This is a genomic window from Klebsiella oxytoca (genome assembly GCF_009707385.1).
GTDB classification, from domain to species: domain Bacteria; phylum Pseudomonadota; class Gammaproteobacteria; order Enterobacterales; family Enterobacteriaceae; genus Klebsiella; species Klebsiella oxytoca_C.
In genome coordinates this window covers 5,369,335-5,394,761 of the sequence record NZ_CP046115.1, presented here as the reverse complement: position 1 = coordinate 5,394,761, position 25,427 = coordinate 5,369,335, and the positions used below count along the sequence as shown (strand labels likewise).

24 protein-coding genes and 1 other annotated feature are annotated in these 25,427 nt (G+C 54.5%); of the genes, 20 read left to right on the top strand and 4 right to left on the bottom strand.

All coding sequences use genetic code 11. The annotated features are described in order from the left end of the window. The first annotated feature begins 549 nt into the window (after positions 1 to 549). From dnaA to GJ746_RS25155, 10 genes are all read left to right on the top strand, one after another. Positions 550 to 1,950: a chromosomal replication initiator protein DnaA gene (dnaA, locus tag GJ746_RS25200; RefSeq protein WP_154682605.1), complete on the top strand. Its 1,401-nt coding sequence runs from the start codon at positions 550 to 552 to the stop codon at positions 1,948 to 1,950. Positions 1,951 to 1,954: 4 nt separating this feature from the next. Next, positions 1,955 to 3,055: a DNA polymerase III subunit beta gene (gene dnaN, locus GJ746_RS25195; protein WP_154682604.1), complete on the top strand. Its 1,101-nt coding sequence runs from the start codon at positions 1,955 to 1,957 to the stop codon at positions 3,053 to 3,055. A gap of 138 nt (positions 3,056 to 3,193) precedes the next feature. Further along, on the top strand, positions 3,194 to 4,267 hold the full coding sequence (gene recF, locus GJ746_RS25190) for a DNA replication/repair protein RecF (RefSeq protein WP_154682603.1): 1,074 nt from the start codon (positions 3,194 to 3,196) through the stop codon (positions 4,265 to 4,267). A gap of 28 nt (positions 4,268 to 4,295) precedes the next feature. Then, a complete protein-coding gene (gyrB, locus tag GJ746_RS25185) occupies positions 4,296 to 6,710 on the top strand; it encodes a DNA topoisomerase (ATP-hydrolyzing) subunit B (protein WP_154682602.1) in 2,415 nt (804 codons plus the stop codon). A gap of 171 nt (positions 6,711 to 6,881) precedes the next feature. Continuing rightward, entirely contained in the window at positions 6,882 to 7,694 is an 813-nt protein-coding gene (gene yidA / locus GJ746_RS25180) for a sugar-phosphatase (protein ID WP_154682601.1), read from the top strand. Positions 7,695 to 7,934: 240 nt separating this feature from the next. Beyond that, positions 7,935 to 8,624 carry a D-galactonate utilization transcriptional regulator DgoR gene (dgoR, locus tag GJ746_RS25175; RefSeq protein WP_154682600.1) on the top strand — a complete coding sequence of 230 codons (690 nt, stop codon included), beginning with the start codon at positions 7,935 to 7,937 and terminating at the stop codon, positions 8,622 to 8,624. After that, a complete protein-coding gene (locus tag GJ746_RS25170) occupies positions 8,621 to 9,496 on the top strand; it encodes a 2-dehydro-3-deoxygalactonokinase (protein ID WP_154682599.1) in 876 nt (291 codons plus the stop codon). The genes dgoR and GJ746_RS25170 overlap by 4 nt, the downstream gene beginning before the upstream one ends. Further along, entirely contained in the window at positions 9,480 to 10,097 is a 618-nt protein-coding gene (locus GJ746_RS25165; protein WP_154682598.1) for a 2-dehydro-3-deoxy-6-phosphogalactonate aldolase, read from the top strand. The genes GJ746_RS25170 and GJ746_RS25165 overlap by 17 nt, the downstream gene beginning before the upstream one ends. Further along, on the top strand, positions 10,094 to 11,242 hold the full coding sequence (dgoD, locus tag GJ746_RS25160; RefSeq protein ID WP_154682597.1) for a galactonate dehydratase: 1,149 nt from the start codon (positions 10,094 to 10,096) through the stop codon (positions 11,240 to 11,242). The genes GJ746_RS25165 and dgoD overlap by 4 nt, the downstream gene beginning before the upstream one ends. A gap of 179 nt (positions 11,243 to 11,421) precedes the next feature. After that, the gene (locus tag GJ746_RS25155; RefSeq protein WP_154682596.1) at positions 11,422 to 12,759 is read left to right on the top strand and encodes an MFS transporter; all 1,338 of its coding nucleotides are present in this window, start codon (positions 11,422 to 11,424) and stop codon (positions 12,757 to 12,759) included. Here the strand turns inward: GJ746_RS25155 and GJ746_RS25555 are convergent. Further along, a complete protein-coding gene (locus tag GJ746_RS25555) occupies positions 12,720 to 12,953 on the bottom strand; it encodes a hypothetical protein (protein ID WP_413773423.1) in 234 nt (77 codons plus the stop codon). The two genes, GJ746_RS25155 and GJ746_RS25555, sit on opposite strands and share 40 nt — an antisense overlap. 58 nt (positions 12,954 to 13,011) lie before the next feature. Here GJ746_RS25555 and GJ746_RS25145 point away from each other — a divergent pair, with 58 nt between their 5' ends. Next, entirely contained in the window at positions 13,012 to 14,238 is a 1,227-nt protein-coding gene (locus GJ746_RS25145; RefSeq protein ID WP_154682595.1) for a DUF3748 domain-containing protein, read from the top strand. Here the strand turns inward: GJ746_RS25145 and GJ746_RS25140 are convergent, their stop codons facing one another. Further along, on the bottom strand, positions 14,239 to 14,571 hold the full coding sequence (locus tag GJ746_RS25140) for a YceK/YidQ family lipoprotein (RefSeq protein WP_154682818.1): 333 nt from the start codon (positions 14,569 to 14,571) through the stop codon (positions 14,239 to 14,241). Positions 14,572 to 14,868: 297 nt separating this feature from the next. Further along, positions 14,869 to 14,943 (top strand) — a sequence feature (ROSE (Repression Of Heat Shock gene Expression) occurs in the 5'-region of heat shock genes and acts as an RNA thermometer to modulate expression.). On the opposite strand from GJ746_RS25140, the gene ibpA reads away from it, so the two are divergent. The 4 genes from ibpA to GJ746_RS25120 all read left to right on the top strand — a co-directional run bounded on the left by ibpA (position 14,937) and on the right by GJ746_RS25120 (position 18,622). Continuing rightward, the gene (gene ibpA, locus GJ746_RS25135; RefSeq protein WP_004126917.1) at positions 14,937 to 15,350 is read left to right on the top strand and encodes a small heat shock chaperone IbpA; all 414 of its coding nucleotides are present in this window, start codon (positions 14,937 to 14,939) and stop codon (positions 15,348 to 15,350) included. It overlaps the preceding feature by 7 nt. A 117-nt stretch (positions 15,351 to 15,467) precedes the next feature. Beyond that, positions 15,468 to 15,896: a small heat shock chaperone IbpB gene (ibpB, locus tag GJ746_RS25130; RefSeq protein WP_154682594.1), complete on the top strand. Its 429-nt coding sequence runs from the start codon at positions 15,468 to 15,470 to the stop codon at positions 15,894 to 15,896. A 138-nt stretch (positions 15,897 to 16,034) separates the two neighbouring features. Further along, on the top strand, positions 16,035 to 16,862 hold the full coding sequence (gene dinD / locus GJ746_RS25125) for a DNA damage-inducible protein D (RefSeq protein ID WP_154682593.1): 828 nt from the start codon (positions 16,035 to 16,037) through the stop codon (positions 16,860 to 16,862). A 98-nt stretch (positions 16,863 to 16,960) separates the two neighbouring features. Beyond that, on the top strand, positions 16,961 to 18,622 hold the full coding sequence (locus GJ746_RS25120) for a putative transporter (protein ID WP_154682592.1): 1,662 nt from the start codon (positions 16,961 to 16,963) through the stop codon (positions 18,620 to 18,622). Here GJ746_RS25120 and GJ746_RS25115 read toward each other — a convergent pair. Next, entirely contained in the window at positions 18,590 to 19,336 is a 747-nt protein-coding gene (locus tag GJ746_RS25115; protein WP_154682591.1) for a GntR family transcriptional regulator, read from the bottom strand. The two genes, GJ746_RS25120 and GJ746_RS25115, sit on opposite strands and share 33 nt — an antisense overlap. A 340-nt stretch (positions 19,337 to 19,676) precedes the next feature. On the opposite strand from GJ746_RS25115, the gene GJ746_RS25110 reads away from it, so the two are divergent. The 5 genes from GJ746_RS25110 (at position 19,677) to GJ746_RS25090 (ending at position 24,033) form a co-directional block, all read left to right on the top strand. Beyond that, positions 19,677 to 21,299, top strand: coding sequence for an alpha-glucoside-specific PTS transporter subunit IIBC (locus tag GJ746_RS25110; protein WP_154682590.1), 1,623 nt, complete (start codon positions 19,677 to 19,679; stop codon positions 21,297 to 21,299). After that, positions 21,296 to 22,618 carry a 6-phospho-alpha-glucosidase gene (locus tag GJ746_RS25105; protein ID WP_154682589.1) on the top strand — a complete coding sequence of 441 codons (1,323 nt, stop codon included), beginning with the start codon at positions 21,296 to 21,298 and terminating at the stop codon, positions 22,616 to 22,618. Before GJ746_RS25110 ends, GJ746_RS25105 begins: the two co-directional genes overlap by 4 nt. 188 nt (positions 22,619 to 22,806) lie before the next feature. Next, positions 22,807 to 23,154: a YidH family protein gene (locus GJ746_RS25100; protein WP_004107145.1), complete on the top strand. Its 348-nt coding sequence runs from the start codon at positions 22,807 to 22,809 to the stop codon at positions 23,152 to 23,154. Then, entirely contained in the window at positions 23,144 to 23,506 is a 363-nt protein-coding gene (locus GJ746_RS25095; protein WP_154682588.1) for a DUF202 domain-containing protein, read from the top strand. Before GJ746_RS25100 ends, GJ746_RS25095 begins: the two co-directional genes overlap by 11 nt. Then, on the top strand, positions 23,503 to 24,033 hold the full coding sequence (locus GJ746_RS25090; protein WP_154682587.1) for a radical SAM protein: 531 nt from the start codon (positions 23,503 to 23,505) through the stop codon (positions 24,031 to 24,033). The genes GJ746_RS25095 and GJ746_RS25090 overlap by 4 nt, the downstream gene beginning before the upstream one ends. A 52-nt stretch (positions 24,034 to 24,085) precedes the next feature. Here the strand turns inward: GJ746_RS25090 and dsdA are convergent, their stop codons facing one another. Next, positions 24,086 to 25,414, bottom strand: a complete 1,329-nt coding sequence (dsdA, locus tag GJ746_RS25085; RefSeq protein WP_154682586.1) for a D-serine ammonia-lyase — start codon at positions 25,412 to 25,414, stop codon at positions 24,086 to 24,088. Positions 25,415 to 25,427: the final 13 nt, after the last annotated feature.

Sequence of the window (25,427 nt, the reverse complement as noted above, 5' to 3'; positions counted from 1 at the left end):
CTCAGCGTGGGTGATTAAAGAGGCCGGATTGTAATAATTGTACACTCCGGAGTCAATTCTCTTTCCTTATTTCTCGCACCTTGCCGCACAAAAAATAAGCGCTGGCACGTTACGGAAAACGGGCATTACGCGCCGGGTGGGGGATTATACGACCCTGCGGATAAAGCGCAAGGATCGTAAAGGATCTTTGTTAGATCGATTGCGCCCGGAACCCGCATAGTTCATTAATTTTTCCAATATGCGGCTGAAATCGTGCTTCACTCCTGCCAGGATCGATTACACTTACCCAGCTTCGATCATTCCTGTGGATAAATCGGGAAGAATCTGTTGAGAAACACAAGATCTCTTTCTCAGTTTAGGCTATGATCCCCGGTCCCGATCGGGATCCAGAGATCCGCATCGGGTAATAACCGCAGATAGCGGTTCGCACGTCACCCCGCTTTTGTGCAGGGGCTTTTCGGCTATGCAGGGTCTTGTCGACGTGTGCCAACAATCACGATTGTTTCAGTTTCTCTTTATATATCGATTTTTGTTCGAGTGGAGTCCGCCGTGTCACTTTCGCTTTGGCAGCAGTGTCTTGCCCGATTGCAGGATGAGTTACCAGCCACAGAATTCAGCATGTGGATACGCCCTTTGCAGGCGGAGTTGAGCGATAACACGCTGGCACTGTATGCGCCAAACCGTTTTGTGCTCGATTGGGTAAGGGATAAATACCTCAATAATATCAATGGACTCCTCAATGATTTTTGCGGTGCGGATGCCCCACAGCTGCGTTTTGAAGTCGGCGCTAAGCCTGCCGTTCAGATGCAGAGAGGTACGGTAAGCGTAGCGGCCGCAGCGCCTGCACAGCAGGTCCAGGCGGCGCGCGTTGCGCCGGCTACCGTGCGTCCGGGCTGGGATAACGTTCCGGCGCCGGCAGAGCCTACCTATCGTTCTAACGTCAATGTAAAACATACGTTTGATAACTTCGTCGAAGGTAAATCTAACCAGCTGGCTCGCGCGGCGGCGCGCCAGGTGGCGGATAACCCCGGCGGCGCGTATAACCCGCTGTTTCTTTATGGCGGAACCGGTTTGGGTAAAACCCACCTCTTACATGCGGTCGGTAACGGTATTGTGGCGCGTAAGCCCAACGCAAAAGTGGTTTACATGCACTCCGAGCGTTTTGTGCAGGACATGGTAAAAGCCCTGCAAAACAACGCCATTGAAGAATTTAAGCGCTATTACCGTTCCGTTGATGCCCTGCTGATCGATGACATTCAGTTTTTTGCTAATAAAGAACGTTCGCAGGAAGAGTTTTTCCACACCTTTAACGCTCTGCTGGAAGGCAATCAGCAGATCATCCTGACGTCGGATCGCTATCCTAAAGAGATCAACGGCGTTGAAGATCGTCTGAAATCACGCTTTGGCTGGGGCCTGACGGTAGCGATCGAGCCGCCAGAGCTGGAAACCCGCGTCGCGATCCTGATGAAAAAAGCCGATGAAAACGACATCCGCCTGCCGGGCGAAGTGGCGTTCTTTATCGCCAAGCGTCTGCGCTCTAACGTACGTGAGCTCGAAGGGGCGTTGAACCGCGTTATCGCCAACGCCAACTTTACCGGCCGGGCGATCACTATCGACTTCGTCCGCGAAGCGCTGCGCGATCTGCTGGCTTTACAGGAAAAACTGGTCACCATCGACAATATTCAAAAGACGGTGGCGGAGTATTACAAAATTAAGGTAGCGGACCTGCTGTCTAAACGCCGCTCCCGTTCGGTGGCGCGCCCCCGTCAGATGGCGATGGCGCTGGCAAAAGAGTTGACCAACCACAGTTTGCCGGAAATCGGCGACGCGTTTGGCGGCCGCGACCATACCACCGTCCTGCACGCCTGCCGCAAGATTGAGCAGTTGCGTGAAGAAAGCCACGATATCAAAGAAGATTTTTCCAATTTAATCAGAACATTATCCTCGTGACGCTATGAAATTTACCGTAGAACGTGAACATTTATTAAAACCGCTGCAACAGGTGAGCGGTCCTTTAGGTGGTCGTCCGACGCTACCGATTCTTGGCAACCTGCTCCTTCAGGTGACCGATGGCGCGCTGTCGCTGACCGGTACCGATCTGGAAATGGAAATGGTCGCGCGCGTTGCGCTGCTTCAGCCGCACGAGGTAGGAGCAACAACCGTTCCGGCGCGTAAATTTTTTGATATCTGCCGCGGCCTGCCTGAGGGCGCGGAGATCGCGGTACAGCTGGAAGGCGAGCGTATGCTGGTGCGTTCCGGACGCAGCCGTTTCTCACTTTCAACGCTGCCGGCTGCGGATTTCCCGAACCTTGATGACTGGCAGAGCGAAGTTGAGTTTACCCTGCCGCAGGCGACTATGAAGCGTCTGATCGAAGCGACGCAGTTTTCGATGGCTCACCAGGACGTTCGCTATTACTTAAACGGCATGCTGTTTGAAACCGAAGGTAGCGAACTGCGCACCGTAGCGACCGACGGTCACCGTCTGGCGGTGTGCTCTATGCCGCTGGAGGAGTCGCTGCCGAATCACTCGGTGATCGTGCCGCGCAAAGGGGTGATTGAGCTGATGCGTATGCTCGACGGCGGCGATACGCCGCTGCGCGTGCAGATTGGCAGCAACAACATCCGGGCTCACGTCGGCGACTTTATCTTTACTTCGAAGCTGGTTGATGGCCGTTTCCCTGATTATCGTCGCGTGTTGCCGAAGAACCCGGACAAACATCTGGACGCCGGCTGCGATATTCTCAAGCAGGCCTTTGCCCGGGCGGCGATTCTTTCTAACGAAAAATTCCGCGGTGTGCGTCTGTACGTCAGTGAAAATCAGCTGAAAATCACCGCTAATAACCCGGAACAGGAAGAAGCGGAAGAAATTCTGGACGTTACCTATGCCGGCACGGAAATGGAAATCGGTTTTAACGTCAGCTATGTACTGGATGTTCTGAACGCGCTGAAGTGTGAGAACGTACGTATTCTGCTGACGGATTCCGTTTCGAGCGTGCAGATTGAGGATGCGGCTTCGCAATCCGCAGCCTACGTCGTCATGCCTATGAGGCTGTAGAAAATATCGGGCTATCTTACTTGTTATTCTGGCTCCGGGCAGTGCTCGCAATCCTCACGTACTTTAGTACGCTCCGGTTGCTGCGCGCTGGCCGTAACCAGACTAACTGCGCCGATAACGCCCTGGTTATGAGCTGATATGTCGCTATCCCGACTTCTAATCAAAGACTTCCGCAATATTGAAAACGCGGATCTCGCCTTGTCCCCCGGCTTTAACTTCCTGGTTGGCGCCAACGGCAGCGGCAAAACCAGCGTGCTTGAAGCTATCTACACGCTCGGCCACGGTCGGGCGTTTCGTAGTTTGCAGATTGGCCGCGTGATTCGTCACGAACAAGAGTCGTTTGTTCTGCACGGCCGTCTGCAGGGGGAAGAGCGTGAAGTTTCCATCGGCCTGACCAAAGACAAGCAGGGCGACAGCAAGGTGCGCATCGACGGCACCGACGGCCATAAAGTGGCGGAGCTGGCGCACCTGATGCCGATGCAGCTGATCACGCCCGAGGGCTTTACTTTACTCAACGGCGGCCCCAAATACAGAAGAGCGTTCCTTGACTGGGGATGCTTCCACAACGAAGCCGGATTCTTCACCGCCTGGAGCAACCTGAAGCGCCTGGTGAAGCAGCGCAACGCCGCGCTGCGTCAGGTCAGTCGCTATGCCCAGCTGCGGCCATGGGATCTGGAGCTAATCCCGCTGGCAGAGCTTATTAGCCGCTGGCGCGCCGAATATAGCGCCGCTATCGTCGAAGACATGGCGGATACTTGTCGGCAGTTTTTACCGGAGTTCGCTCTCACCTTTTCTTTCCAGCGCGGCTGGGAGAAAGAAACGGATTATGCTGAGGTGCTGGAGCGAAATTTCGAGCGCGATCGCATGTTAACCTATACCGCCCACGGCCCGCACAAAGCGGATTTCCGCATTCGTGCCGACGGTGCGCCGGTGGAGGATACATTGTCGCGCGGGCAGCTTAAGCTGCTGATGTGCGCCCTACGACTGGCGCAAGGTGAGTTTCTGACCCGCGAGAGCGGACGGCGCTGCCTGTACCTGATAGATGATTTTGCCTCGGAACTTGATGATGCGCGGCGCGGGCTGCTTGCCAGCCGTTTAAAAGCCACGCAATCGCAGGTTTTCGTCAGCGCCATTAGCGCTGAACACGTTCTGGACATGTCGGACAAAAATTCGAAGATGTTCACCGTGGAAAAGGGTAAAATAGCGGATTAACCTAAGATAAAATGAGCGAGAAACGTTGATGTCGAATTCTTATGACTCCTCCAGTATCAAAGTCCTGAAAGGGCTGGATGCGGTGCGTAAGCGCCCGGGTATGTATATCGGCGACACGGATGACGGCACCGGTCTGCACCACATGGTATTCGAGGTCGTGGATAACGCTATCGACGAAGCGCTCGCAGGTTACTGTAAAGACATCGTTGTTACCATCCACAGCGACAACTCCGTCTCCGTTCAGGATGACGGGCGCGGTATTCCCACCGGTATTCACCCGGAAGAGGGCGTATCAGCGGCGGAAGTGATCATGACCGTTCTGCACGCAGGCGGTAAATTCGATGATAACTCGTATAAAGTTTCCGGCGGTCTGCACGGCGTAGGCGTTTCCGTGGTTAACGCCCTGTCGCAGAAGCTGGAGCTGGTCATTCAGCGCGATAACAAAATACACCGTCAGATTTATGCTCACGGCGTGCCGCAGGCCCCGCTGGCTGTCACCGGCGAAACCGAAAAAACCGGTACCATGGTACGTTTCTGGCCTAGCTATGAAACTTTTACCAACGTCACCGAATTTGAATACGAAATTCTGGCGAAACGTCTGCGTGAGCTATCATTCCTGAACTCAGGGGTGTCGATTCGCCTGCGCGACAAGCGTGACGGTAAAGAAGACCATTTCCACTACGAAGGCGGTATTAAAGCGTTCGTGGAGTATCTGAACAAAAACAAAACGCCAATCCACCCGAATATCTTCTATTTCTCCACCGAAAAAGACGGTATTGGCGTTGAAGTTGCGCTGCAGTGGAATGACGGCTTCCAGGAAAATATCTACTGCTTTACCAACAACATTCCGCAGCGCGATGGCGGTACTCACCTGGCGGGCTTCCGTGCGGCGATGACCCGTACCCTGAACGCCTACATGGATAAAGAAGGCTACAGCAAAAAAGCAAAAGTCAGCGCCACCGGCGACGATGCCCGTGAAGGCCTGATTGCCGTGGTTTCCGTGAAGGTGCCGGATCCGAAATTCTCCTCGCAGACCAAAGACAAGCTGGTTTCCTCTGAGGTGAAATCGGCGGTAGAGCAGCAGATGAACGAACTGCTGAACGAATACCTGCTGGAAAACCCGTCTGACGCCAAAATTGTGGTCGGTAAAATCATCGATGCGGCGCGCGCTCGTGAAGCCGCACGCCGTGCGCGTGAAATGACCCGCCGTAAAGGCGCGCTGGACCTGGCAGGCCTGCCGGGTAAACTGGCGGATTGTCAGGAACGCGACCCCGCGCACTCTGAACTGTACTTAGTGGAAGGGGACTCTGCGGGCGGCTCTGCTAAACAGGGGCGTAACCGTAAGAACCAGGCGATTCTGCCGCTGAAAGGTAAAATCCTCAACGTTGAGAAAGCGCGCTTTGACAAAATGCTCGCTTCTCAGGAAGTGGCAACGCTGATTACCGCGCTGGGCTGCGGCATTGGCCGCGATGAGTACAACCCGGACAAACTGCGCTACCACAGCATCATCATCATGACCGATGCGGACGTCGACGGCTCGCACATTCGTACGCTGCTGTTGACCTTCTTCTATCGTCAGATGCCGGAAATCGTTGAGCGCGGCCACGTCTATATTGCGCAGCCGCCGCTGTACAAAGTGAAGAAAGGCAAGCAGGAACAGTATATTAAAGACGATGAAGCGATGGATCAGTATCAAATCTCCATCGCGCTGGATGGCGCAACCCTGCACACCAACGCCAATGCGCCGGCCTTAGCCGGTGAACCGCTGGAAAAACTGGTCGCCGAGTATAACGCCACGCAGAAAATGATTGGTCGTATGGAGCGTCGCTTCCCGAAAGCGCTGCTGAAAGAGCTTGTCTATCAGCCAACGCTGGCAGAGGCCGACCTGAGCAACGAGCAGACGGTAACCCGCTGGATTAACACCCTGGTGAGCGAGCTGAATGAGAAAGAGCAGCACGGCAGCCAGTGGAAATTTGATATTCGCGAAAACGCCGAGCTGCAGCAGTTTGAGCCGATCGTTCGCGTGCGTACCCACGGCGTGGATACCGACTACCCGCTGGATCACGAGTTCGTCACCGGGCCGGAATACCACCGTATTTGCGCGCTGGGTGAAACGCTGCGCGGCCTGATTGAAGATGATGCCTTTATCGAGCGCGGTGAACGCCGTCAGCCGGTCGCCAGCTTTGAACAGGCGCTGGACTGGCTGGTGAAAGAATCCCGTCGCGGCCTCTCTATCCAGCGCTACAAAGGTCTGGGTGAGATGAACCCGGATCAGCTGTGGGAAACCACCATGGACCCGGACAGCCGCCGTATGCTGCGTGTGACCGTGAAGGATGCGATTGCCGCTGACCAGCTGTTCACCACCCTGATGGGTGACGCCGTTGAACCGCGCCGCGCCTTTATCGAAGAGAACGCCCTGAAGGCGGCGAACATCGACATCTAATCTTCATCGCGTAAAATCAGCCCGGCATGCCTTGCGCTGTCGGGCGTTTTTTTGTCTGCAAAAGAGGAATCCCTCTTCGCCATTCCATCCCCCTTTTCCCCACTTTCTATTGCTGTTTTTTGAGCGGAATCGCGTTAGCATGAGTAAGAACTCATCTTACCCGGGGATTTCATGGCTATTAAACTGATTGCAATTGATATGGACGGCACGCTGCTGCTGCCTGATCATACTATCTCTCCTGCGGTGAAAACCGCGATTGCCGCAGCCCGCGAACGCGGCGTCAACGTGGTGCTGACTACCGGACGTCCTTATGCTGGCGTGCACAGCTATCTGAAAGAACTGCATATGGAGCAGCCGGGAGATTACTGCATCACCTACAACGGTGCTTTAGTACAGAAGGCGAGCGACGGCAGTACCGTTGCGCAAACCGCACTAAGCTATGATGACTATCGCTATCTGGAACAGGTAGCCCGTGATGTTGGCTCCCATTTCCACGCGCTCGATCGCAACACCCTGTATACCGCTAACCGTGATGTGAGCTATTACACGGTGCATGAATCTTACGTGGCGACAATCCCGCTGGTCTTCTGCGAAGCGGAAAAAATGGATCCCAATATCCAACTGTTGAAAGTGATGATGATCGATGAGCCGGCGATTCTGGACCAGGCTATCACCCGCATTCCGGCTGAAGTGAAAGAGAAATACACCGTGCTGAAAAGCGCGCCGTACTTCCTGGAAATCCTCGATAAACGCGTCACCAAAGGCACCGGCGTGAAATCGCTGGCCGATACGCTGGGGATTAAACCGGAAGAGGTAATGGCGATTGGCGATCAGGAAAATGACATCGCGATGATCGAATACGCTGGTGTCGGCGTGGCGATGGACAACGCGATTCCGGCTGTCAAAGAAGCGGCAAACTTTATCACCAAATCCAATCTGGAAGACGGTGTGGCGTATGCCATTGAAAAATATGTTTTAAATTAAAAGCTCGTTTCTGAACAACCCGCGTTTATCGCGGGTTTTTTTATGTCTTCAATTCCCCCGTAAGAAAATCCTCAAATAGTATTGTCGTTTTTGTGATCTAAATTGTAGTACAACAATAATGCATTGTACTACATTGTGCGCATGGCGATGATGAGAGCTATCACGTTAGTACTACAAAATTGCGGTCAAATCCGCCTGTCGCGGTAAAGTAGAGATACATCCAGAGCACAAGGACTCTCCATGACTCTCAATAAAACCGATCGCATCGTCATCACGCTGGGCAAGCAGATTGTCAGCGGTAAATACGTTCCCGGCTCTGCGCTGCCAGCGGAAGCCGACCTGTGTGAGGAGTTTGCCACCTCGCGCAATATCATTCGTGAAGTGTTTCGTTCGTTAATGGCTAAGCGACTGATTGAAATGAAACGCTATCGCGGCGCGTTCGTTGCGCCGCGCAACCAGTGGAATTATCTCGACACCGACGTTTTACAGTGGGTGCTGGAGAGCGATTACGACCCGCGGCTGATAAGCGCGATGAGCGAAGTGCGTAATCTGGTTGAGCCCGCGATAGCCCGTTGGGCGGCAGAGCGCGCAACCTCAAGCGATCTGGCGCAAATCGAAGAGGCGCTCAACGACATGATTGCCAACAACCAGAACCGTGAGGCGTTTAACGAAGCGGATATTCGCTATCACGAGGCGGTGCTGCAGTCGGTTCATAACCCGGTGCTGCAGCAGCTCAATGTGGCAATCAGCTCGCTGCAGCGGGCGGTATTTGAAAGAACCTGGATGGGCGATGAGGCCAATATGCCGAAAACGCTCCAGGAACATAAGGCGCTGTTTGACGCCATCCGGCATCAGGACAGCGAAGCGGCAGAACAGGCGGCGCTCACCATGATCGCCAGCTCGACACGAAGGCTGAAGGAAATCACATGACATCTCGCTACATCGCAATTGACTGGGGATCGACAAACCTGCGCGCCTGGCTCTACCAGGACGACCAGTGCCTGGAGAGCAGGCAATCAGAAGCAGGCGTGACGCGCCTGAACGGGCAATCCCCAGCGGTGGTGTTTAGCGAAATAACCGCGGGATGGCGCGACAGCGCTACCCCGGCGGTGATGGCGGGAATGGTCGGCAGTAACGTCGGCTGGAAGATGGCATCCTACCTGCCAGTTCCTGCTCATTTCTCCGCTATTGGCGAGCAATTAACGTCCGTTAGCGACAAAGTCTGGATTATTCCCGGGCTTAGTGTCTCTCGGGATGATAACCATAATGTGATGCGCGGCGAAGAGACTCAGCTCCTCGGCGCGCGGGTGATAGCCCCTTCCTCCGTCTATGTGATGCCCGGCACCCACTGCAAATGGGTGCAGGCTGACCGCCAACAAATTAATGACTTTCGCACGGTGATGACCGGCGAACTGCATCACCTGCTGCTGCGCCACTCGCTGGTTGGCGCCGGGCTGCCAGAGCAGGTCTCAGCCCCGGACGCGTTTAGCGCTGGTCTTGAACGCGGCATCGATTCCCCAGCCGTACTACCGCAGCTTTTTGAGGTACGCGCTGCGCACGTGTTGGGCTCTCTGCCGCGTGAACAGGTCAGCGAATTTCTATCCGGTCTGCTGATTGGCGCGGAAGTCGCCACCATGAGCGAACGTTTCTCCGGGCGTCAGATCACTATCGTTGCCGGAGAGACGCTGGCAGAGCGTTATCAGCAGGCGCTTGGCGCAATCGGTCGTCAAACGAAGGTGGTGTCAGGCGATAGCGCATTTCAGACAGGAATAAGGAGCATCATCCATGCAGTGGCAAACTAATTTACCGCTTATCGCTATTCTGCGCGGTATCAGGCCGGAAGAGGCGCTGGAACATGTTGGCGCCGTCATTGAGGCTGGATTTGACGCCGTTGAAATCCCGCTCAATTCACCGCAGTGGGAAAAAAGTATTTCCGCCGTTGTTGAGGCGTATGGGGATAAAGCGTTGATTGGGGCCGGTACCGTACTAAAGCCTGAGTTAGTAGACCAGCTTGCGCAAATGGGATGCAGGCTTATCGTCACGCCAAATATTCAGCCAGAAGTTATTCGCCGGGCGGTGAGCTACGGCATGACGGTTTGCCCCGGATGCGCGACGGCGACGGAAGCTTTTGCCGCGCTGGACGCAGGTTCTCAGGCGCTGAAGGTATTCCCATCGTCGGCGTTTGGTCCTGACTACATTAAAGCGTTAAAAGCCGTTTTGCCGCCGGAAGTACCCGTTTTCGCCGTGGGCGGCGTGACGCCGGAGAATCTGGCGCAGTGGATAAAAGCCGGTTGTAGCGGTGCCGGGCTGGGCAGCGATCTGTATCGTGCCGGGCAATCCGTGGAACGAACCGCACAGCAGGCGGCAGCATTTGTTAAAGCGTATCGAGAGGCAGTGCAATGAAAATAACCAAAATCACCACGTATCGTTTACCCCCGCGCTGGATGTTTTTGAAGATTGAAACCGACGAGGGTGTCGTTGGCTGGGGCGAGCCCGTGATTGAAGGGCGGGCACGAACCGTAGAGGCGGCCGTGCATGAGCTCGGCGATTATCTGATAGGCCAGGATCCGGCGCGGATTAACGACCTGTGGCAGGTGATGTATCGCGCGGGTTTTTATCGCGGCGGCCCGATTTTAATGAGCGCCATTGCCGGTATCGACCAGGCGCTGTGGGATATTAAAGGCAAAGTACTGAATGCGCCGGTCTGGCAGCTGATGGGCGGCCTGGTACGCGAGAAAATCAAAGCCTACAGCTGGGTGGGCGGCGATCGGCCGGCGGAGGTTATTGATGGCATCAAAAAACTACGCGGCATTGGTTTTGATACCTTCAAATTAAATGGCTGTGAAGAGCTCGGACTTATCGATAATTCTCGCGCGGTGGACGCCGCGGTGAATACCGTCGCGCAAATTCGCGAGGCTTTCGGTAATGAAATTGAATTCGGCCTTGATTTCCACGGTCGCGTTAGCGCCCCGATGGCGAAAGTCCTTATTAAAGAGCTGGAGCAATATCGCCCGCTGTTTATTGAAGAGCCGGTTCTTGCCGAACAGGCCGAGTATTATCCGCGACTGGCGGCGCAAACCTCGATTCCTATCGCTGCGGGTGAACGTATGTTCTCGCGCTTTGAGTTTAAACGCGTGCTGGAAGCCGGTGGGGTGGCGATTCTGCAGCCGGACCTGTCGCATGCGGGCGGTATTACCGAGTGCTATAAAATCGCCGGTATGGCCGAGGCCTATGATGTCGCGCTGGCGCCGCACTGCCCGCTGGGACCCGTTGCGCTCGCCGCTTGTCTGCACGTCGACTTTGTCTCTTATAACGCCGTCTTCCAGGAGCAAAGTATGGGCATTCACTATAACAAAGGAGCTGAATTACTCGACTTTGTGAAAAATAAAGAAGACTTCAATATGGAAGGCGGCTTCTTTAAACCGCTAATGAAGCCAGGACTGGGTGTAGAAATAGATGAGGCGCGGGTGATTGAATTAAGTAAAAACGCGCCGGACTGGCGTAATCCGTTGTGGCGGCATGAGGATGGTTCTGTCGCTGAATGGTAAATGCGCGTCATACTTTGCGCTGCTGATGCGTTGGCTGCATTTTCTTATCCCAGTCACATACTAATGTATGCTCCTGGGAATGCGAAAACTTGCCGCCTTTCCCCAGCACAAATTATTTAGCGCATTACGGTTAAGTTATTAATAAAAAATTTAAATAAACCCTCTGTAAATTACAGGGCATGGTGAGCGGCCTCGCTATGCCCAAAATCTGGAGACAGATTGCGATGGATATTTCAGTTACAGCTGCAAAACCCGGACGTCGGCGTTATCTGACGCTGATTATGATCTTTATTACCGTAGTGATTTGTTATGTTGATCGCGCCAACCTTGCTGTGGCATCAGCGCATATTCAGGAAGAGTTTGGTATTACCAAAGCGGAAATGGGATATGTATTTTCGGCCTTTGCATGGCTATATACGCTTTGCCAGATTCCCGGGGGCTGGTTCCTTGACCGCGTGGGATCGCGTCTGACCTACTTCATCGCTATTCTGGGCTGGTCAGTGGCGACGCTGCTTCAGGGGTTCGCCACCGGGCTGATGTCTTTGATTGGCCTGCGCGCGATCACCGGAATATTTGAAGCCCCGGCGTTTCCAACCAATAACCGCATGGTGACCAGCTGGTTTCCGGAGCACGAGCGCGCATCAGCCGTAGGTTTTTATACCTCAGGGCAGTTTGTCGGCCTGGCATTTCTGACCCCGCTTTTAATCTGGATTCAGGAAATGCTTAGTTGGCACTGGGTATTTATCGTCACTGGCGCAATCGGTATTGTCTGGTCACTGATCTGGATTAAGGTCTATCAGCCGCCGCGTCTGACGAAAAGCATCAGCGAAGCCGAGCTCGATTATATTCGCGACGGCGGTGGCCTGGTGGACGGCGATGCGCCCGTTAAAAAAGAGGCGCGGCAGCCGCTGACCAAAGCCGACTGGAAGCTGGTATTCCATCGCAAACTGATTGGCGTTTATCTCGGGCAATTTGCAGTGACCTCCACGCTGTGGTTTTTCCTGACCTGGTTCCCTAATTATCTGACCCAGGAAAAGGGAATTACGGCGCTGAAAGCGGGTTTCATGACTACGGTTCCGTTTCTTGCCGCCTTTGTTGGTGTGCTGCTCTCCGGCTGGCTGGCGGACCGGCTGGTGAGAAAGGGCTTCTCGTTGGGGGCGGCGCGTAAAACGCCGATTATCTGCGGGCTGCTGATCTCGACCTGCATCATGGGGGCGAATTATACCAACGATCCGCTGTGGATTATGGTCCTGATGGCGCTGGCCTTCTTCGGTAACGGCTTTGCTTCGATTACCTGGTCGCTGGTCTCCTCGCTTGCGCCGATGCGGCTTATCGGGCTGACCGGCGGGATGTTTAATTTCGTCGGCGGGCTGGGCGGTATCACCGTTCCGCTGGTGGTGGGTTATCTGGCCCAGGACTATGGTTTTGCGCCTGCGCTGGTTTATATTTCCGTCATTGCGCTGGTTGGCGCGCTCTCTTACATCCTGCTGGTGGGGGATGTTAAACGAGTAGGGTGACTGCTCCCCGCTGTAAACGGCGAGTCTTCCCACTTCTCAGGCTGCTTGCGCAAGTTTCGATGGGCTTTGACGACAAGTCCTGCTGCCATTAATTCAGTGATGCCCTGGCGCTGGATGTTGATCGCCGCGTTGATATCGCGGTCATGATTGGTATTACTGCCGGTGCAAGTCCATTCACACACTTTCAGCGGCATTTGCTAATCCATTGCGATACGATACCCTGATGCGAAAGTCTCGCATCAGGGTATCTTTATGAAACAAGTCACCTTTGCTCCCCGAAACCATCAGCTTACCAATACCCGTACCTGGACGGCGGACAGCCGCTGGCTGGTCTTTGATGTTCGCCCCTCTGGTGCTTCCTTTACCGGAGACACGATTGAACGGGTGAACGTTGATAGAGGGGATGTAGAGATCCTCTACCGTGCCGGACAGGGGGCTCACGTTGGCGTGGTGACCGTTCATCCATCGGTAGATAAATATGTCTTCATCCACGGCCCGGAAAACCCGGACGAGCGCTGGCATTACGATTTCCACCATCGTCGCGGCGTGGTGACGTACCAGGGGGAAACCCACAATCTCGATGCAATGGATATCTCCGCGCCTTATACGCCTGGCGCGCTGCGCGGCGGCAGCCATGTACACGTCTTTAGCCCGAATGGCGAGTTTGTCAGTTTTACCTATAACGACCATGTGCTGCATGAACGCGATCCGGCGCTGGATTTGCGCAACGTTGGCGTGGCGGTCCCCTATGGTCCGGTAACACCGCGTGGGAATCATCCGCGAGAATATCGTGGCAGCCGCTGGTGCGTGCTGGTTAGCAGTACGACACCGATGCCCGCGCCGGGTAGCGATGAAATTAATCGCGCCTATGAAGAGGGCTGGGTCGGTAATCAGGCGCTGGCCTTTATTGGCGATACCCTGGCGATAAATGGCGATAAAGTGCCGGAGCTTTTTATTGTCGATCTGCCAGACAGCGAAGAGGGTTGGAAACAGCCCGGCAACGCGCCGCTGGCAGGAACGGAAACCACGATGCCTGCACCACCTGCAGGAGTTGTTCAGCGTCGCTTAACGTTTACCCACCAACGCCGTTATCCGGGGCTGGTGACTACGCCCCGCCATTGGGTGCGGGCCAACCCGTTGGCCACGGAAATCGCTTTTCTGATGCGCGATGATGACGGCGTCGTTCAAATGTGGCTCATCTCGGTGCAGGGGGGTGAGCCGCGCCAGTTGACCCACAATCGTTCCGATATCCAGTCGGCGTTTAACTGGCACCCGTCAGGAAAATGGCTGGGCTTTGTGCTGGAAAACCGAATCGCGCTCTGTGATGCGCTGAGCGGCGAAATCTACTTTTTGACGGATGCGCATGCAAACCCGCCATCGGCCGATGCCATCGTCTTTTCGCCAGACGGCAAACAGATTGCATGGATGGAGGAGGTGGACGGTTACCGACAGCTGTGGGTAACCGCTACGGGGCGTTGATTATGGGTTAGGCATTTGTGCTGGCGGGATCACTGAATTGGTCGCCAGCGTCTCTTTCTCGCTCTTTTCCACGCGGGATTTGACCGAACTGTCGGTACGGAATATATCCCACGGCAGAAGCAGGGTATCCATGACGGCAGTGAGCGGCATATCCAGTGCCACAAGGGATTTCGTGCCCCAGTTGGCGTCATCATCTCCGAGCATTTGCGCGCTGGCGCGCGTTCCCGGGTAGGTTCCTTCCTTGCCGCCAGTATGTGACATTACGCTGGAGCAACCGCCCAAACTTATCATCCCGCTGAGCAGGACCAGCTTTAACAGACCGTTTTTCATCATTTTTCCGTCATCGTTACGGGCGTTGATAGAACCTTGTGTGTGCAAAATCATTCAGAACTCAGTTCACCAGAAGTCATCTGAACAATCGCGTACCTATCGGTTATATCGGGCCAATCCATGGATGCATAGCGCGATTGCACTGCACTGTGGCAGGCGTCGCACTTTGCCTTTTGTGCTGTCACTCCAGTCTAAGCAATAGACCGCAAACTGCAAAAAAAATTGCTTTTTTCCCCTTGAAAAGGCCACGGATAGACCCATTTTAGGAATGTGTCCGCAGGAATACGCCGAATGGGTATTCCGGGTAATAACGGCCTGTCCATGATGGAAGGTCAGATAATTCTCGCTGATTTCAGGAGCTATATATTATGCGTAATTTCGATCTCTCCCCGTTGTATCGTTCTGCTATTGGTTTCGATCGCCTTTTCAATCTGTTAGAAAATAATCAAAGTCAAAGTAATGGCGGTTATCCTCCGTACAACGTTGAATTAGTAGACGAGAACAACTACCGCATCGCGATTGCCGTTGCCGGTTTTGCCGAGAGCGAACTGGAAATTACCGCTCAGGATAATCTGCTGATCGTTAAAGGCGCCCACGCCGCCGAGCAAAAAGAGCGTACTTATCTGTATCAGGGCATCGCTGAACGCAATTTTGAGCGTAAATTCCAGCTTGCGGAAAATATCCATATTCGCGGTGCCAATCTGGTAAACGGTCTGCTGTATATCGACCTCGAGCGCGTTATTCCCGAAGCGAATAAACCGCGCCGCATCGAGATTAACTAATTTTTAGGGCCGCCAGGGCGGCCCGGTATTAATTCCAAAATCTGCCTGCCGTCAGGGGGCAAATGCGAATCCACAGGATTTGCAGATATCAACTCGCTTCTTAGAAGGAGAAACACAATGCGTAACTACGATTTATCCCCGCTGCTGCGTCAATGGATCGGTTTTGACAAACTGGCCAACGCGCTGCAAACCGCCGGTGACAGCCAGAGCTTCCCGCCCTATAACATCGAAAAAAGCGACGACAACCACTATCGCATTGCCCTTGCGCTGGCCGGTTTCCGCCAGGAAGATCTGGATATCCAGCTTGAAGGTACGCGCCTGACGGTAAAAGGCGCGCCGCAGCAGCCGGAAAAAGAGACCAAATGGCTGCATCAGGGGCTGGTTAACCAGGCGTTTAGCCTGAGCTTCACGCTGGCCGAAAATATGGAAGTCTCCGGGGCCACCTTTACCAACGGCCTGCTGCATATCGATTTGACCCGCAATGAGCCGGAACAGATAGCTCCGCAGCATATCGCCATCAGCGAACGCCCCGCGCTAAATAGCTGATTAAGCGAATCACTTATAAAGCCCCGATTTTCGGGGCTTTTTTGTGCGCGAGAGCGCATTAAATTCCCTTGCTGCAACAGATGTTTCAGTTTAAAAAATGATCAGATTTTATTGGCTAACTGAAACAAGGGATATGTAATGAACGAACAGCAGCCGTTTGAAGCGATTAAAAATAAAGATGAGGCAGGGAGAGAGTATTGGTCTGCCCGAAATCTGGGACCTTTGCTGGATTATAAAGAGTGGAGGAATTTTCAGAAGGTAATTTCAAAAGCGGTCATTGCATGTGAAGCGAGCGGTCAGCTAGCCGCCAACCATTTTGTTGAGTCCAACAAAATGGTTGAATTAGGCTCTGGTGCCAGCAGGGCTCTTGAAGATGTTCATCTCTCCCGCTACGCCTGCTATCTGGTTGTGCAAAATGGCGATCCGTCGAAGCCGGTGATTGCCGCGGGGCAAACCTATTTTGCTTTACAAACCCGGCGCCAGGAGCTGGAAGACGATCGGACATTTAAATCTCTGCGAGAGGATGAAAAGCGACTGTTCTTGCGCAATGAACTCACAGAACATAATAAACATCTGGTTGAAACGGCCCAGCTGGCTGGCGTGGAGACAACGCTGGATTTCGCTATCTTCCAGAATCACGGCTATAAAGGTCTCTACGGTGGCCTGGATCAAAAAGCGATTCATGAGCGTAAAGGGCTAAAGAAAAGCCAAAAAATCCTCGACTATATGGGATCTACTGAACTTGCTGCCAACCTGTTTCGCGCTACTCAAACGGAAGAAAAACTACGCCGTGATGAGGTTGATACGAAGCAGCTGGCGAATCAAACCCATTATGAAGTTGGGCAAAAAGTGCGTCAGACTATCAAAGATCTTGGCGGCACGATGCCTGAAGCGCTCCCTTCCCCGGAGAAAAGTATTCAGCAACTGAAAATCGCCGCGAAAAAGAAAGGTGCTTCAGAGTCGTAGAGCTGATCCCGTGATTATTGTGCGCCAGGCAGCATACAGTCCATGCTGTACCGGTCATAATCCGTTTTATTCGTAATGTTATACACAGGGAAGAGACGATGAGTGATATAGCATTGACCGTTAGCGTATTGGCGTTGGTTGCGGTAGTCGGATTGTGGATCGGCAATGTAAAAGTGCGCGGTGTCGGCTTTGGCATCGGAGGCGTGCTGTTTGGCGGTATCATCGTCGGCCACTTTGTGGACCAGGCCGGTATTACGCTCAGCAGCCCAATGCTGCACTTTATTCAGGAATTTGGCCTGATTCTGTTCGTGTATACCATCGGCATCCAGGTGGGGCCGGGCTTCTTCGCCTCGCTGCGCGTCTCCGGCCTGCGGCTTAACCTGTTTGCGATTTTGATTGTGATTCTCGGCGGTCTGGTCACCGCGGTCCTGCATAAACTGTTCGATATCCCTCTTCCCGTGGTGCTGGGTATCTTTTCAGGCGCGGTAACCAATACGCCTGCGCTGGGGGCTGGCCAGCAGATTCTCCGCGACCTTGGCGTACCGCTTGATACCGTCGATCAGATGGGGATGAGCTATGCCATGGCCTATCCGTTCGGCATTTGCGGTATTTTACTGACCATGTGGCTGGTCCGGCTGTTTTTTCGCATCAACGTTGAAAAAGAGGCTCAGCTGTTTGATGAGAACAACGGCAGCGGTAATGCGCATCTTAAGACCATCAACGTACAGGTCGAAAACCCTAACCTGAACAATATGGCAATTCGGGATATCCCGATGCTTAACAGCGATAAGCTGATTTGTTCGCGTCTCAAGCGTGAAGAGATGCTGATGGTGCCCGCGTCCACGACTCTGATTCAGCTTGGCGACCTGCTGCATCTGGTCGGGAGAGCGGAGGATTTGCGTAACGCTCAGCTGGTGATTGGTAAGGAAGTTTCCACTTCGCTCTCCACTCGCGGCACCGATCTGAAAGTTGAGCGCGTGGTGGTCACCAACGAAAAAGTGTTAGGCAAAAGAATTCGCGATTTGCACTTTAAACAGCGCTATGACGTGGTGATATCACGCCTAAATCGCGCCGGGGTTGAGCTGGTCGCCGGTAGCAATGCCAGCCTGCAGTTCGGTGATATTCTTAACCTCGTTGGCCGGCCGGAGGCGATTGACGCGGTTGCCGCTGAGCTTGGCAATGCGGAGCAAAAGCTGCAGCAGGTGCAAATGCTGCCGGTATTTATTGGTATTGGTTTAGGGGTGCTGCTGGGTTCAATTCCGCTGTTTATTCCGGGATTCCCGGCGGCGCTGAAGCTGGGCCTGGCGGGAGGGCCGCTGATTATGGCGCTGATCCTCGGGCGTATCGGCTGCATCGGCAAGCTGTACTGGTTTATGCCGCCCAGCGCTAACCTTGCGCTGCGTGAGCTGGGCATTGTGCTGTTCCTGGCGGTAGTTGGGTTGAAATCAGGCGGCGATTTTGTGGCGACGCTGATTGAAGGCGACGGCATGAGCTGGATTGCCTACGGCATCTTTATCACCGCTATACCGCTGCTGGCGGTGGGTATTCTGGCGCGTATGTTTGCGAAGATGAACTACCTGACCCTGTGCGGCATGCTGGCCGGCTCAATGACTGACCCGCCGGCGCTGGCTTTTGCCAACAACCTGCATGCCACCAGCGGCGCGGCAGCGCTCTCCTACGCGACGGTTTATCCGCTGGTGATGTTCTTACGTATTATCACGCCGCAGCTACTGGCGGTGCTGTTTTGGGGGATAGGTTAACGGATTTTCCGCCTGGACGCGCCGCAGATGGTAGTCCACCTGATACTCGCTGGCGTTACGGAACATCACCGAGTAGTTAAGAAATTCGCCGCTGTCGCTGTAGGAAAGAGAGGTAATACGCAGCAGCGGCGTTTGTTCCGGTACGTTCATCGACTGCGCCAGCTGCTTGTCCGCCAGCACTGGCGACAGCGTTTCATAGTTACCGCTGATGGTTATCCCACACTCCTTCTCAATGTAATCGAACTTCGACCCCTCCAGATGCACCAGCGACAGATTGCGAAACAGCTTCACCGGCATATAGCTGTCTTCGAGCATTAGCGGTTTGCTATCGACATAGCGCACCCGGCGCGAGAAGTAGATCCGTTCATCAATTTGTATTCGCAGCAGGCTGGCGATAGCCGGAGGGGCAGGCATGACTTCAAAACTCAGGACATGGCTCACGACCACTTTTCCCTGCTTGCGCAGGATCTCGGCCAGTCCGGTGAGATTGGCCGTTTCATGATGGAGGTCTTTATGGGCGACATAGGTACCGGAGCCGTGCCGACGCACCACCAGCCCCCATTCGACCAGCAGATCGATAGCTTTGCGGATGGTCATGCGCGCAACGCCGAACTCTTCCGCCAGCTTTTTTTCGCTCGGTAGCGGGCTGCCGACGACGAAATCGGTGGAATTCAGCCGTAGACGCAACCTGTCGGCGATAGATTTATAGATCACCTGTAGACCTCTATTTAAAAAGTGGCAAGCAATGCTGAATAGTAATTTATCTATATAAATTAATTAAATATAGAAACATAAACCTTTTTTTTATGGTGACTCAATAAACTCAACTTACCATGTCTAATTTTTTATAAAAAAGTAGATAACATTGGCGTAATTAAAACCATGAAAGGGATCACGAATCGAAACCGCGCTGCATGTTGCCGCCAGGGCAAATTTCTATCCTCGTTTCAGGCCAGTACAAATAGTTGCCCTGAATAATTCACCGTTGTACGTGAACTATGCCGGGTATGAATAAGGCCACTCACCCTAAAAGTTGTTACATGAGGATTTTCAAATGCTCAGTCAAATACAACGCTTTGGCGGCGCCATGTTTACCCCGGTTTTACTCTTTCCTTTCGCCGGGATCGTGGTGGGTATCGCCATTATGTTGCGCAACCCGATGTTCGTCGGTGAAGCGCTCACAGCACCCGATAGTTTATTTGCTCAGATTGTTCATATTATTGAAGAGGGCGGCTGGACCGTCTTTCGTAATATGCCGCTGATTTTCGCCGTCGGTCTGCCGATCGGTCTGGCGAGACAGGCTCAGGGCCGGGCCTGTCTGGCGGTACTGGTTAGCTTCCTTACCTGGAACTATTTCATCAACGCCATGGGGATGACCTGGGGCCACTTCTTCGGCGTCGACTTTTCTGTTGAACCGACGGCCGGCAGCGGCCTGACGATGATGGCCGGGATTAAAACGCTCGATACCAGCATTATCGGCGCCATTGTTATCTCCGGGCTGGTAACCGCCCTGCATAACCGCTATTTCGATAAACCGCTGCCGGTCTTCCTGGGGATTTTCCAGGGCTCCTCTTTTGTGGTGATTATCGCCTTCCTGGCAATGATCCCCTGCGCATGGCTGACGCTGTTGGGATGGCCAAAAGTGCAGATGGGTATTGAATCACTACAGGCTTTTTTACGCTCGGCCGGGGCGCTGGGCGTCTGGGTCTATATCTTCCTCGAACGCATCCTGATCCCCACCGGTTTACATCACTTCGTCTACGGACCGTTTATTTTCGGCCCGGCGGTAGTGGAAAGCGGTATTCAGGTTTACTGGGCGCAGCATTTACATGAGTTCAGCCAGAGTACCGAGGCGCTGAAAACCCTGTTCCCGGAAGGCGGATTCGCGCTGCACGGTAACTCGAAGGTCTTTGGTTCCGTGGGTATCGCGCTGGCGCTCTACTACACCGCCGCGCCGGAAAATCGCGTCAAAGTCGCCGGGCTGCTAATCCCCGCCACCTTGACCGCCGTACTGGTGGGGATTACCGAGCCGCTGGAATTCACCTTCCTGTTTATTTCGCCGCTGCTGTTTGCCGTCCATGCGGTGCTGGCGGCCACCATGGCCACGGTGATGTATATCTGCGGCGTGGTGGGCAATTTTGGCGGCGGCCTGCTTGACCAGTTCCTGCCACAAAACTGGATCCCGATGTTCCACAATCACGCATCAATGATGTTTATCCAGATAGGCGTTGGCGTGTGTTTCACCGCACTCTACTTCGTCATCTTCCGTGCGCTGATCCTGCGGCTGAACCTGAATACGCCGGGCCGTGAAGAGAGTGAAATCAAGCTCTACAGCAAAGCGGATTACCAGGCCGCACGCGGCAAAACCAGCGTCGCGTACGCAACGGATAGCAAACTGGGCCAGGCCGCCGGTTTCCTGCAGGCGCTGGGCGGAGCGGGCAACATCCAAAGTATCAATAACTGCGCCACCCGGCTGCGCATCGCGCTGGTCGACATGGCAAAAACGCAAAGTGATGACGTTTTTAAAGCGCTGGGCGCCCACGGCGTAGTCCGCCGCGGCAACGCAATTCAGGTCATCGTCGGCCTGCACGTTCCTCAGGTCCGTGACCAGTTGGAAACCCTGATAAAAGATTCTCAACAGACCGAACAAACCACCATGACGGAGGCAGTATCATGAAAAAATTCTCAGTTGTTATCGCAGGCGGCGGTAGTACATTTACTCCGGGCATCGTTTTGATGCTGTTAGCGAACCAGGATCGCTTTCCTCTGCGAGCGCTGAAATTTTACGACAACGACGGCGCGCGTCAGGAGACCATCGCCGAGGCATGCAAAGTGATTCTCAAAGAGCAGGCGCCGGAGATTGAATTCAGCTATACCACCGATCCGCAGGCGGCCTTTACCGACGTTGATTTCGTGATGGCGCATATCCGCGTGGGCAAATATCCGATGCGTGAAAAAGATGAAAAAATTCCGCTCCGTCACGGTGTGCTGGGGCAGGAAACCTGCGGTCCTGGCGGTATCGCCTACGGTATGCGCTCCATCGGCGGCGTTCTGGAACTGGTGGACTATATGGAAAAATATTCGCCAAACGCCTGGATGCTGAACTACTCCAACCCGGCGGCAATTGTCGCGGAAGCCACCCGCCGTCTGCGTCCGAACGCTAAAATCCTTAACATTTGCGATATGCCGATTGGGATTGAAGGCCGGATGGCGCAAATCGTCGGCCTCAAAGACCGCAAACAGATGCGCGTGCGCTACTACGGCCTGAACCACTTCGGCTGGTGGACTTCAATTGAAGATTTGCAGGGCAACGATCTGATGCCGAAACTGCGCGAACATGTGGCGAAATTCGGCTATGTGCCGCCGTCAAACGATCCGCATACCGAGGCCAGCTGGAACGATACCTTCGCCAAGGCGAAGGACGTGCAGGCGCTGGATCCGGATACGATGCCCAATACTTACCTCAAGTATTATCTGTTCCCGGACTACGTTGTGGCGCACTCTAACCCGGAACGCACCCGGGCCAACGAGGTGATGGATCATCGCGAGAAAAACGTCTTCAGCGCCTGTCGGGCAATTATTGAGGCCGGTAATTCTTCCGCGGGGGATCTGGAAATTGACGAACATGCTTCCTATATCGTCGATCTGGCGGCGGCCATTGCCTTTAATACCCAGGAGCGCATGCTGCTGATTGTGCCGAACAACGGCGCGATTCATAACTTCGATGCCGATGCGATGGTGGAAATTCCGTGCCTGGTTGGCCACAACGGACCGGAGCCGCTGACGGTTGGCGATATTCCGCACTTCCAGAAAGGGATGATGAGCCAGCAGGTGGCGGTGGAAAAACTGGTGGTGGATGCCTGGGAGCAGCGCTCTTACCACAAGCTGTGGCAGGCGATTGCGCTGTCAAAAACCGTGCCGAGCGCATCGGTCGCCAAAGCGATTCTTGATGACCTGATCGCGGCCAATAAAGAGTACTGGCCGGAACTGCATTAATCCTGCTGACCGGCATCCACAGGATGTCGGTCTTCGTCTGAGGGCGCAAAAGGGCCTGATAGCCTGACTTAACAAGCTATCAGGCCTGAACTTTCTCTGAGAAGGGGTGATTATTGATGCCTTCCGCTTTGGCAGTCAGGTAGAATCGGCGGTATTTTACGCAACCGGGAACCCATCAAGGAGTCGTGATGAAAATATCCCGTCTTGGCGAAGCTCCGGATTACCGCTTCTCGCTGGCCAATGAACGTACTTTTCTGGCATGGATCCGCACTTCGCTCGGCTTTCTGGCCGGTGGCGTCGGGCTGGACCAGCTGGCGCCAGATTTCGCCACGCCGCTGATTCGTGAAATTCTCGCCCTGCTGCTGTGCCTGTTTGCCGGCGGGCTGGCGATCTACGGCTATTTACGCTGGCTGAGTAACGAAAAGGCGATGCGGCTTAAGCAGGACCTGCCTTATACCCGCACTTTGCTGCTGATCAGCATTTTGCTGACCATCGTTATCGTGGTGGTGATGGCGTTGGTACTCTATGCCGGATAATCGTCGGGCGCGCCGCGAGCGCGATCCCGGTCTCCAGCCGGAGCGCACATCGCTGGCCTGGTTTCGTACTCTCTTAGGCTATGGCGCGCTGCTGGCGCTGGCAATCAGGCACCACTGGCATCAGGCGGGGCTGCCGTTCTGGATCTCTCTGGGCATATTGCCGTTCGTCGCCGTTCTCCTCTGGCGCTATACCCGCAGCCGCAATTTGATGAACGTCGAGCAGAGCGATTTTGCTCAGCCGCAGGCGGTTCGTGACAAATTTTTGATCGCATTCGCAGTACTTTCCCTGTCATTGTTGTTTGCTATCACCCACATAAGACAGGTGATTTTGTTTATTAAGGATGTGACATGACAGGATGTCAGGCCGACTACGGTGACGATCGGCACTGCGGCAACTGCAAATCTCAGGTGAGTGATATCCCCGTACAGGAAGTGATTATCCATCGTCAGGAGTGTGAACGGCCCGAACGCGTCTACCACCAGCTGAGCGCGCAGGGAGCGATAGCTATCAAATTCATTCCTCATCTACAGCCCGCAGACGCCCGGCTGTGGGGAGATTTCCTCTGCGCGGTATTCGCTATTTGGGTTAAAGAAGACGCTAACCGCATTGTTGTGCCGCTGTTTGAAGCCACTCTGCGCGCCTGGCGCGGTGAGACGGTGCACTATGCTGATAACCCCCCAGGGCCAGCGTGCGCTGGCTGCGCCTGGTTGAGATTATGCGGTGGGGGCTGCCCACAGGTGCGTCTGGAGGATGGCTCCAATGCGCTGTGCGAGGGGTACCGGCAGTTTTATAGCTGGAGCGCGCCCTATATGCGCGTTCTGCGCGATTTACTCAATCAGCACCGCTCGCCGGTAGAGCTGATGCATCTGCTGCGCTAAAAAATGGCGACGAGAGAGCCTTCGTCGCCATGGTGTTTACCTGCCTGGAGGGTTACCGACCCTTCGCCAGATACTGCGCCATCTCTTCTTCCGGCACCATGCCGCCGCCGGTCGCCCACACCAGATGGGTCGCATTGCGCATCTGCTCAGCGGTGAAGCCGTGCATCTGCTGATACGCCTGGCTGGCGCAGACCCGCTGCGGCCCGGCCATACCGGCCAGGGCGGATGGCTCCAGGCGAATACCTTCTTCTTCGGCTAACCAACCCAGCATGTCGTACATGGTCTGGTCATCGAGAGAGTAGAACCCGTCCAGCAGGCGCTCCATTGCCCGACCAACGAAGCCGGAAGCGCGGCCGACCGCCAGACCGTCGGCGGCGGTCAGATTATCGATTCCCAGATCCTGCACCGAAATTTCGTCATGCAGGCCGGTATAAACCCCCAGCAGCATACAGGGAGAATGGGTCGGTTCAGCGAAGAAGCAGTGGACGTGGTCGCCGAAAGCCAGCTTCAGGCCAAACGCCACCCCGCCGGGGCCGCCGCCAACGCCGCACGGCAGATAAACAAATAATGGGTGTGCGGCATCGACAACGCGACCTTCGCGGGCGAACTGCGCCTTTAACCGCTCACCGGCCACGGAATAACCGAGGAACAGGGTGCGCGAGTTCTCATCATCGATAAAGAAGCAGTTCGGGTCAGATTCAGCGGCTTTACGCCCTTGTTCAACCGCTACACCGTAATCCTCTTCGTACTCCACCACCGTTACGCCATGGCTGCGCAGTTTGGCTTTTTTCCACGCCCGGGCGTCGGCGGACATATGTACCGTCACCTTAAAGCCAATACGCGCGCTCATAATACCAATCGACATCCCGAGGTTGCCGGTGGAGCCGACGGCGATGCTGTACTGGCTAAAGAAATCCCTGAACTCGGGAGTCAGCAGCTTGCGATAGTCGTCGGAAGTTTTTAATAATCCCGCGCCGATCGCCAGCTTCTCCGCGTGGGTCAGCACCTCATAAATACCGCCGCGGGCCTTAATGGATCCGGAAATCGGCAGGTGGCTGTCTTTTTTCAGCAGCAGATCGCCGTCAATGGGCTGGCTAAAGACTTTTTCCAGCCGGGCTTTCATTGCCGGAATGGCAACCAGCTCAGACTCGATAATGCCGCCGGTCGCGGCGGTTTCCGGGAAAGCTTCCGCCAGGTATGGCGCAAAACGATCGAGCCGGGCGTGGGCGTCCTTAACGTCTTCTGTCGTCAGGCCAACGTAGGGTAAACCTTCCGCCAGCGACGTCGTTGACGGATTAAACCAGGTGGTTTCTTTCAGGGCAATCAGCTCCTCCAGCAGAGGAAACTGCGCGATTAAAGTGGTCATGTCAGCGTTTTTCATATTACGTCTCTTT

Bases quoted from the DNA above. Each gene is read 5' to 3' on its own strand.
- dnaN (WP_154682604.1), top strand. From the start codon at position 1,955: ATGAAATTTACCGTAGAACGTGAACATTTATTAAAACCGCTGCAACAG.
- recF (WP_154682603.1), top strand. From the start codon at position 3,194: ATGTCGCTATCCCGACTTCTAATCAAAGACTTCCGCAATATTGAAAAC.
- gyrB (WP_154682602.1), top strand. From the start codon at position 4,296: ATGTCGAATTCTTATGACTCCTCCAGTATCAAAGTCCTGAAAGGGCTG.
- yidA (WP_154682601.1), top strand. From the start codon at position 6,882: ATGGCTATTAAACTGATTGCAATTGATATGGACGGCACGCTGCTGCTG.
- dgoR (WP_154682600.1), top strand. From the start codon at position 7,935: ATGACTCTCAATAAAACCGATCGCATCGTCATCACGCTGGGCAAGCAG.
- GJ746_RS25170 (WP_154682599.1), top strand. From the start codon at position 8,621: ATGACATCTCGCTACATCGCAATTGACTGGGGATCGACAAACCTGCGC.
- GJ746_RS25165 (WP_154682598.1), top strand. From the start codon at position 9,480: ATGCAGTGGCAAACTAATTTACCGCTTATCGCTATTCTGCGCGGTATC.
- dgoD (WP_154682597.1), top strand. From the start codon at position 10,094: ATGAAAATAACCAAAATCACCACGTATCGTTTACCCCCGCGCTGGATG.
- GJ746_RS25155 (WP_154682596.1), top strand. From the start codon at position 11,422: ATGGTGAGCGGCCTCGCTATGCCCAAAATCTGGAGACAGATTGCGATG.
- GJ746_RS25555 (WP_413773423.1), bottom strand. From the start codon at position 12,953: ATGCCGCTGAAAGTGTGTGAATGGACTTGCACCGGCAGTAATACCAAT.
- GJ746_RS25145 (WP_154682595.1), top strand. From the start codon at position 13,012: ATGAAACAAGTCACCTTTGCTCCCCGAAACCATCAGCTTACCAATACC.
- GJ746_RS25140 (WP_154682818.1), bottom strand. From the start codon at position 14,571: ATGATGAAAAACGGTCTGTTAAAGCTGGTCCTGCTCAGCGGGATGATA.
- ibpA (WP_004126917.1), top strand. From the start codon at position 14,937: ATGCGTAATTTCGATCTCTCCCCGTTGTATCGTTCTGCTATTGGTTTC.
- ibpB (WP_154682594.1), top strand. From the start codon at position 15,468: ATGCGTAACTACGATTTATCCCCGCTGCTGCGTCAATGGATCGGTTTT.
- dinD (WP_154682593.1), top strand. From the start codon at position 16,035: ATGAACGAACAGCAGCCGTTTGAAGCGATTAAAAATAAAGATGAGGCA.
- GJ746_RS25120 (WP_154682592.1), top strand. From the start codon at position 16,961: ATGAGTGATATAGCATTGACCGTTAGCGTATTGGCGTTGGTTGCGGTA.
- GJ746_RS25110 (WP_154682590.1), top strand. From the start codon at position 19,677: ATGCTCAGTCAAATACAACGCTTTGGCGGCGCCATGTTTACCCCGGTT.
- GJ746_RS25105 (WP_154682589.1), top strand. From the start codon at position 21,296: ATGAAAAAATTCTCAGTTGTTATCGCAGGCGGCGGTAGTACATTTACT.
- GJ746_RS25100 (WP_004107145.1), top strand. From the start codon at position 22,807: ATGAAAATATCCCGTCTTGGCGAAGCTCCGGATTACCGCTTCTCGCTG.
- GJ746_RS25095 (WP_154682588.1), top strand. From the start codon at position 23,144: ATGCCGGATAATCGTCGGGCGCGCCGCGAGCGCGATCCCGGTCTCCAG.
- GJ746_RS25090 (WP_154682587.1), top strand. From the start codon at position 23,503: ATGACAGGATGTCAGGCCGACTACGGTGACGATCGGCACTGCGGCAAC.
- dsdA (WP_154682586.1), bottom strand. From the start codon at position 25,414: ATGAAAAACGCTGACATGACCACTTTAATCGCGCAGTTTCCTCTGCTG.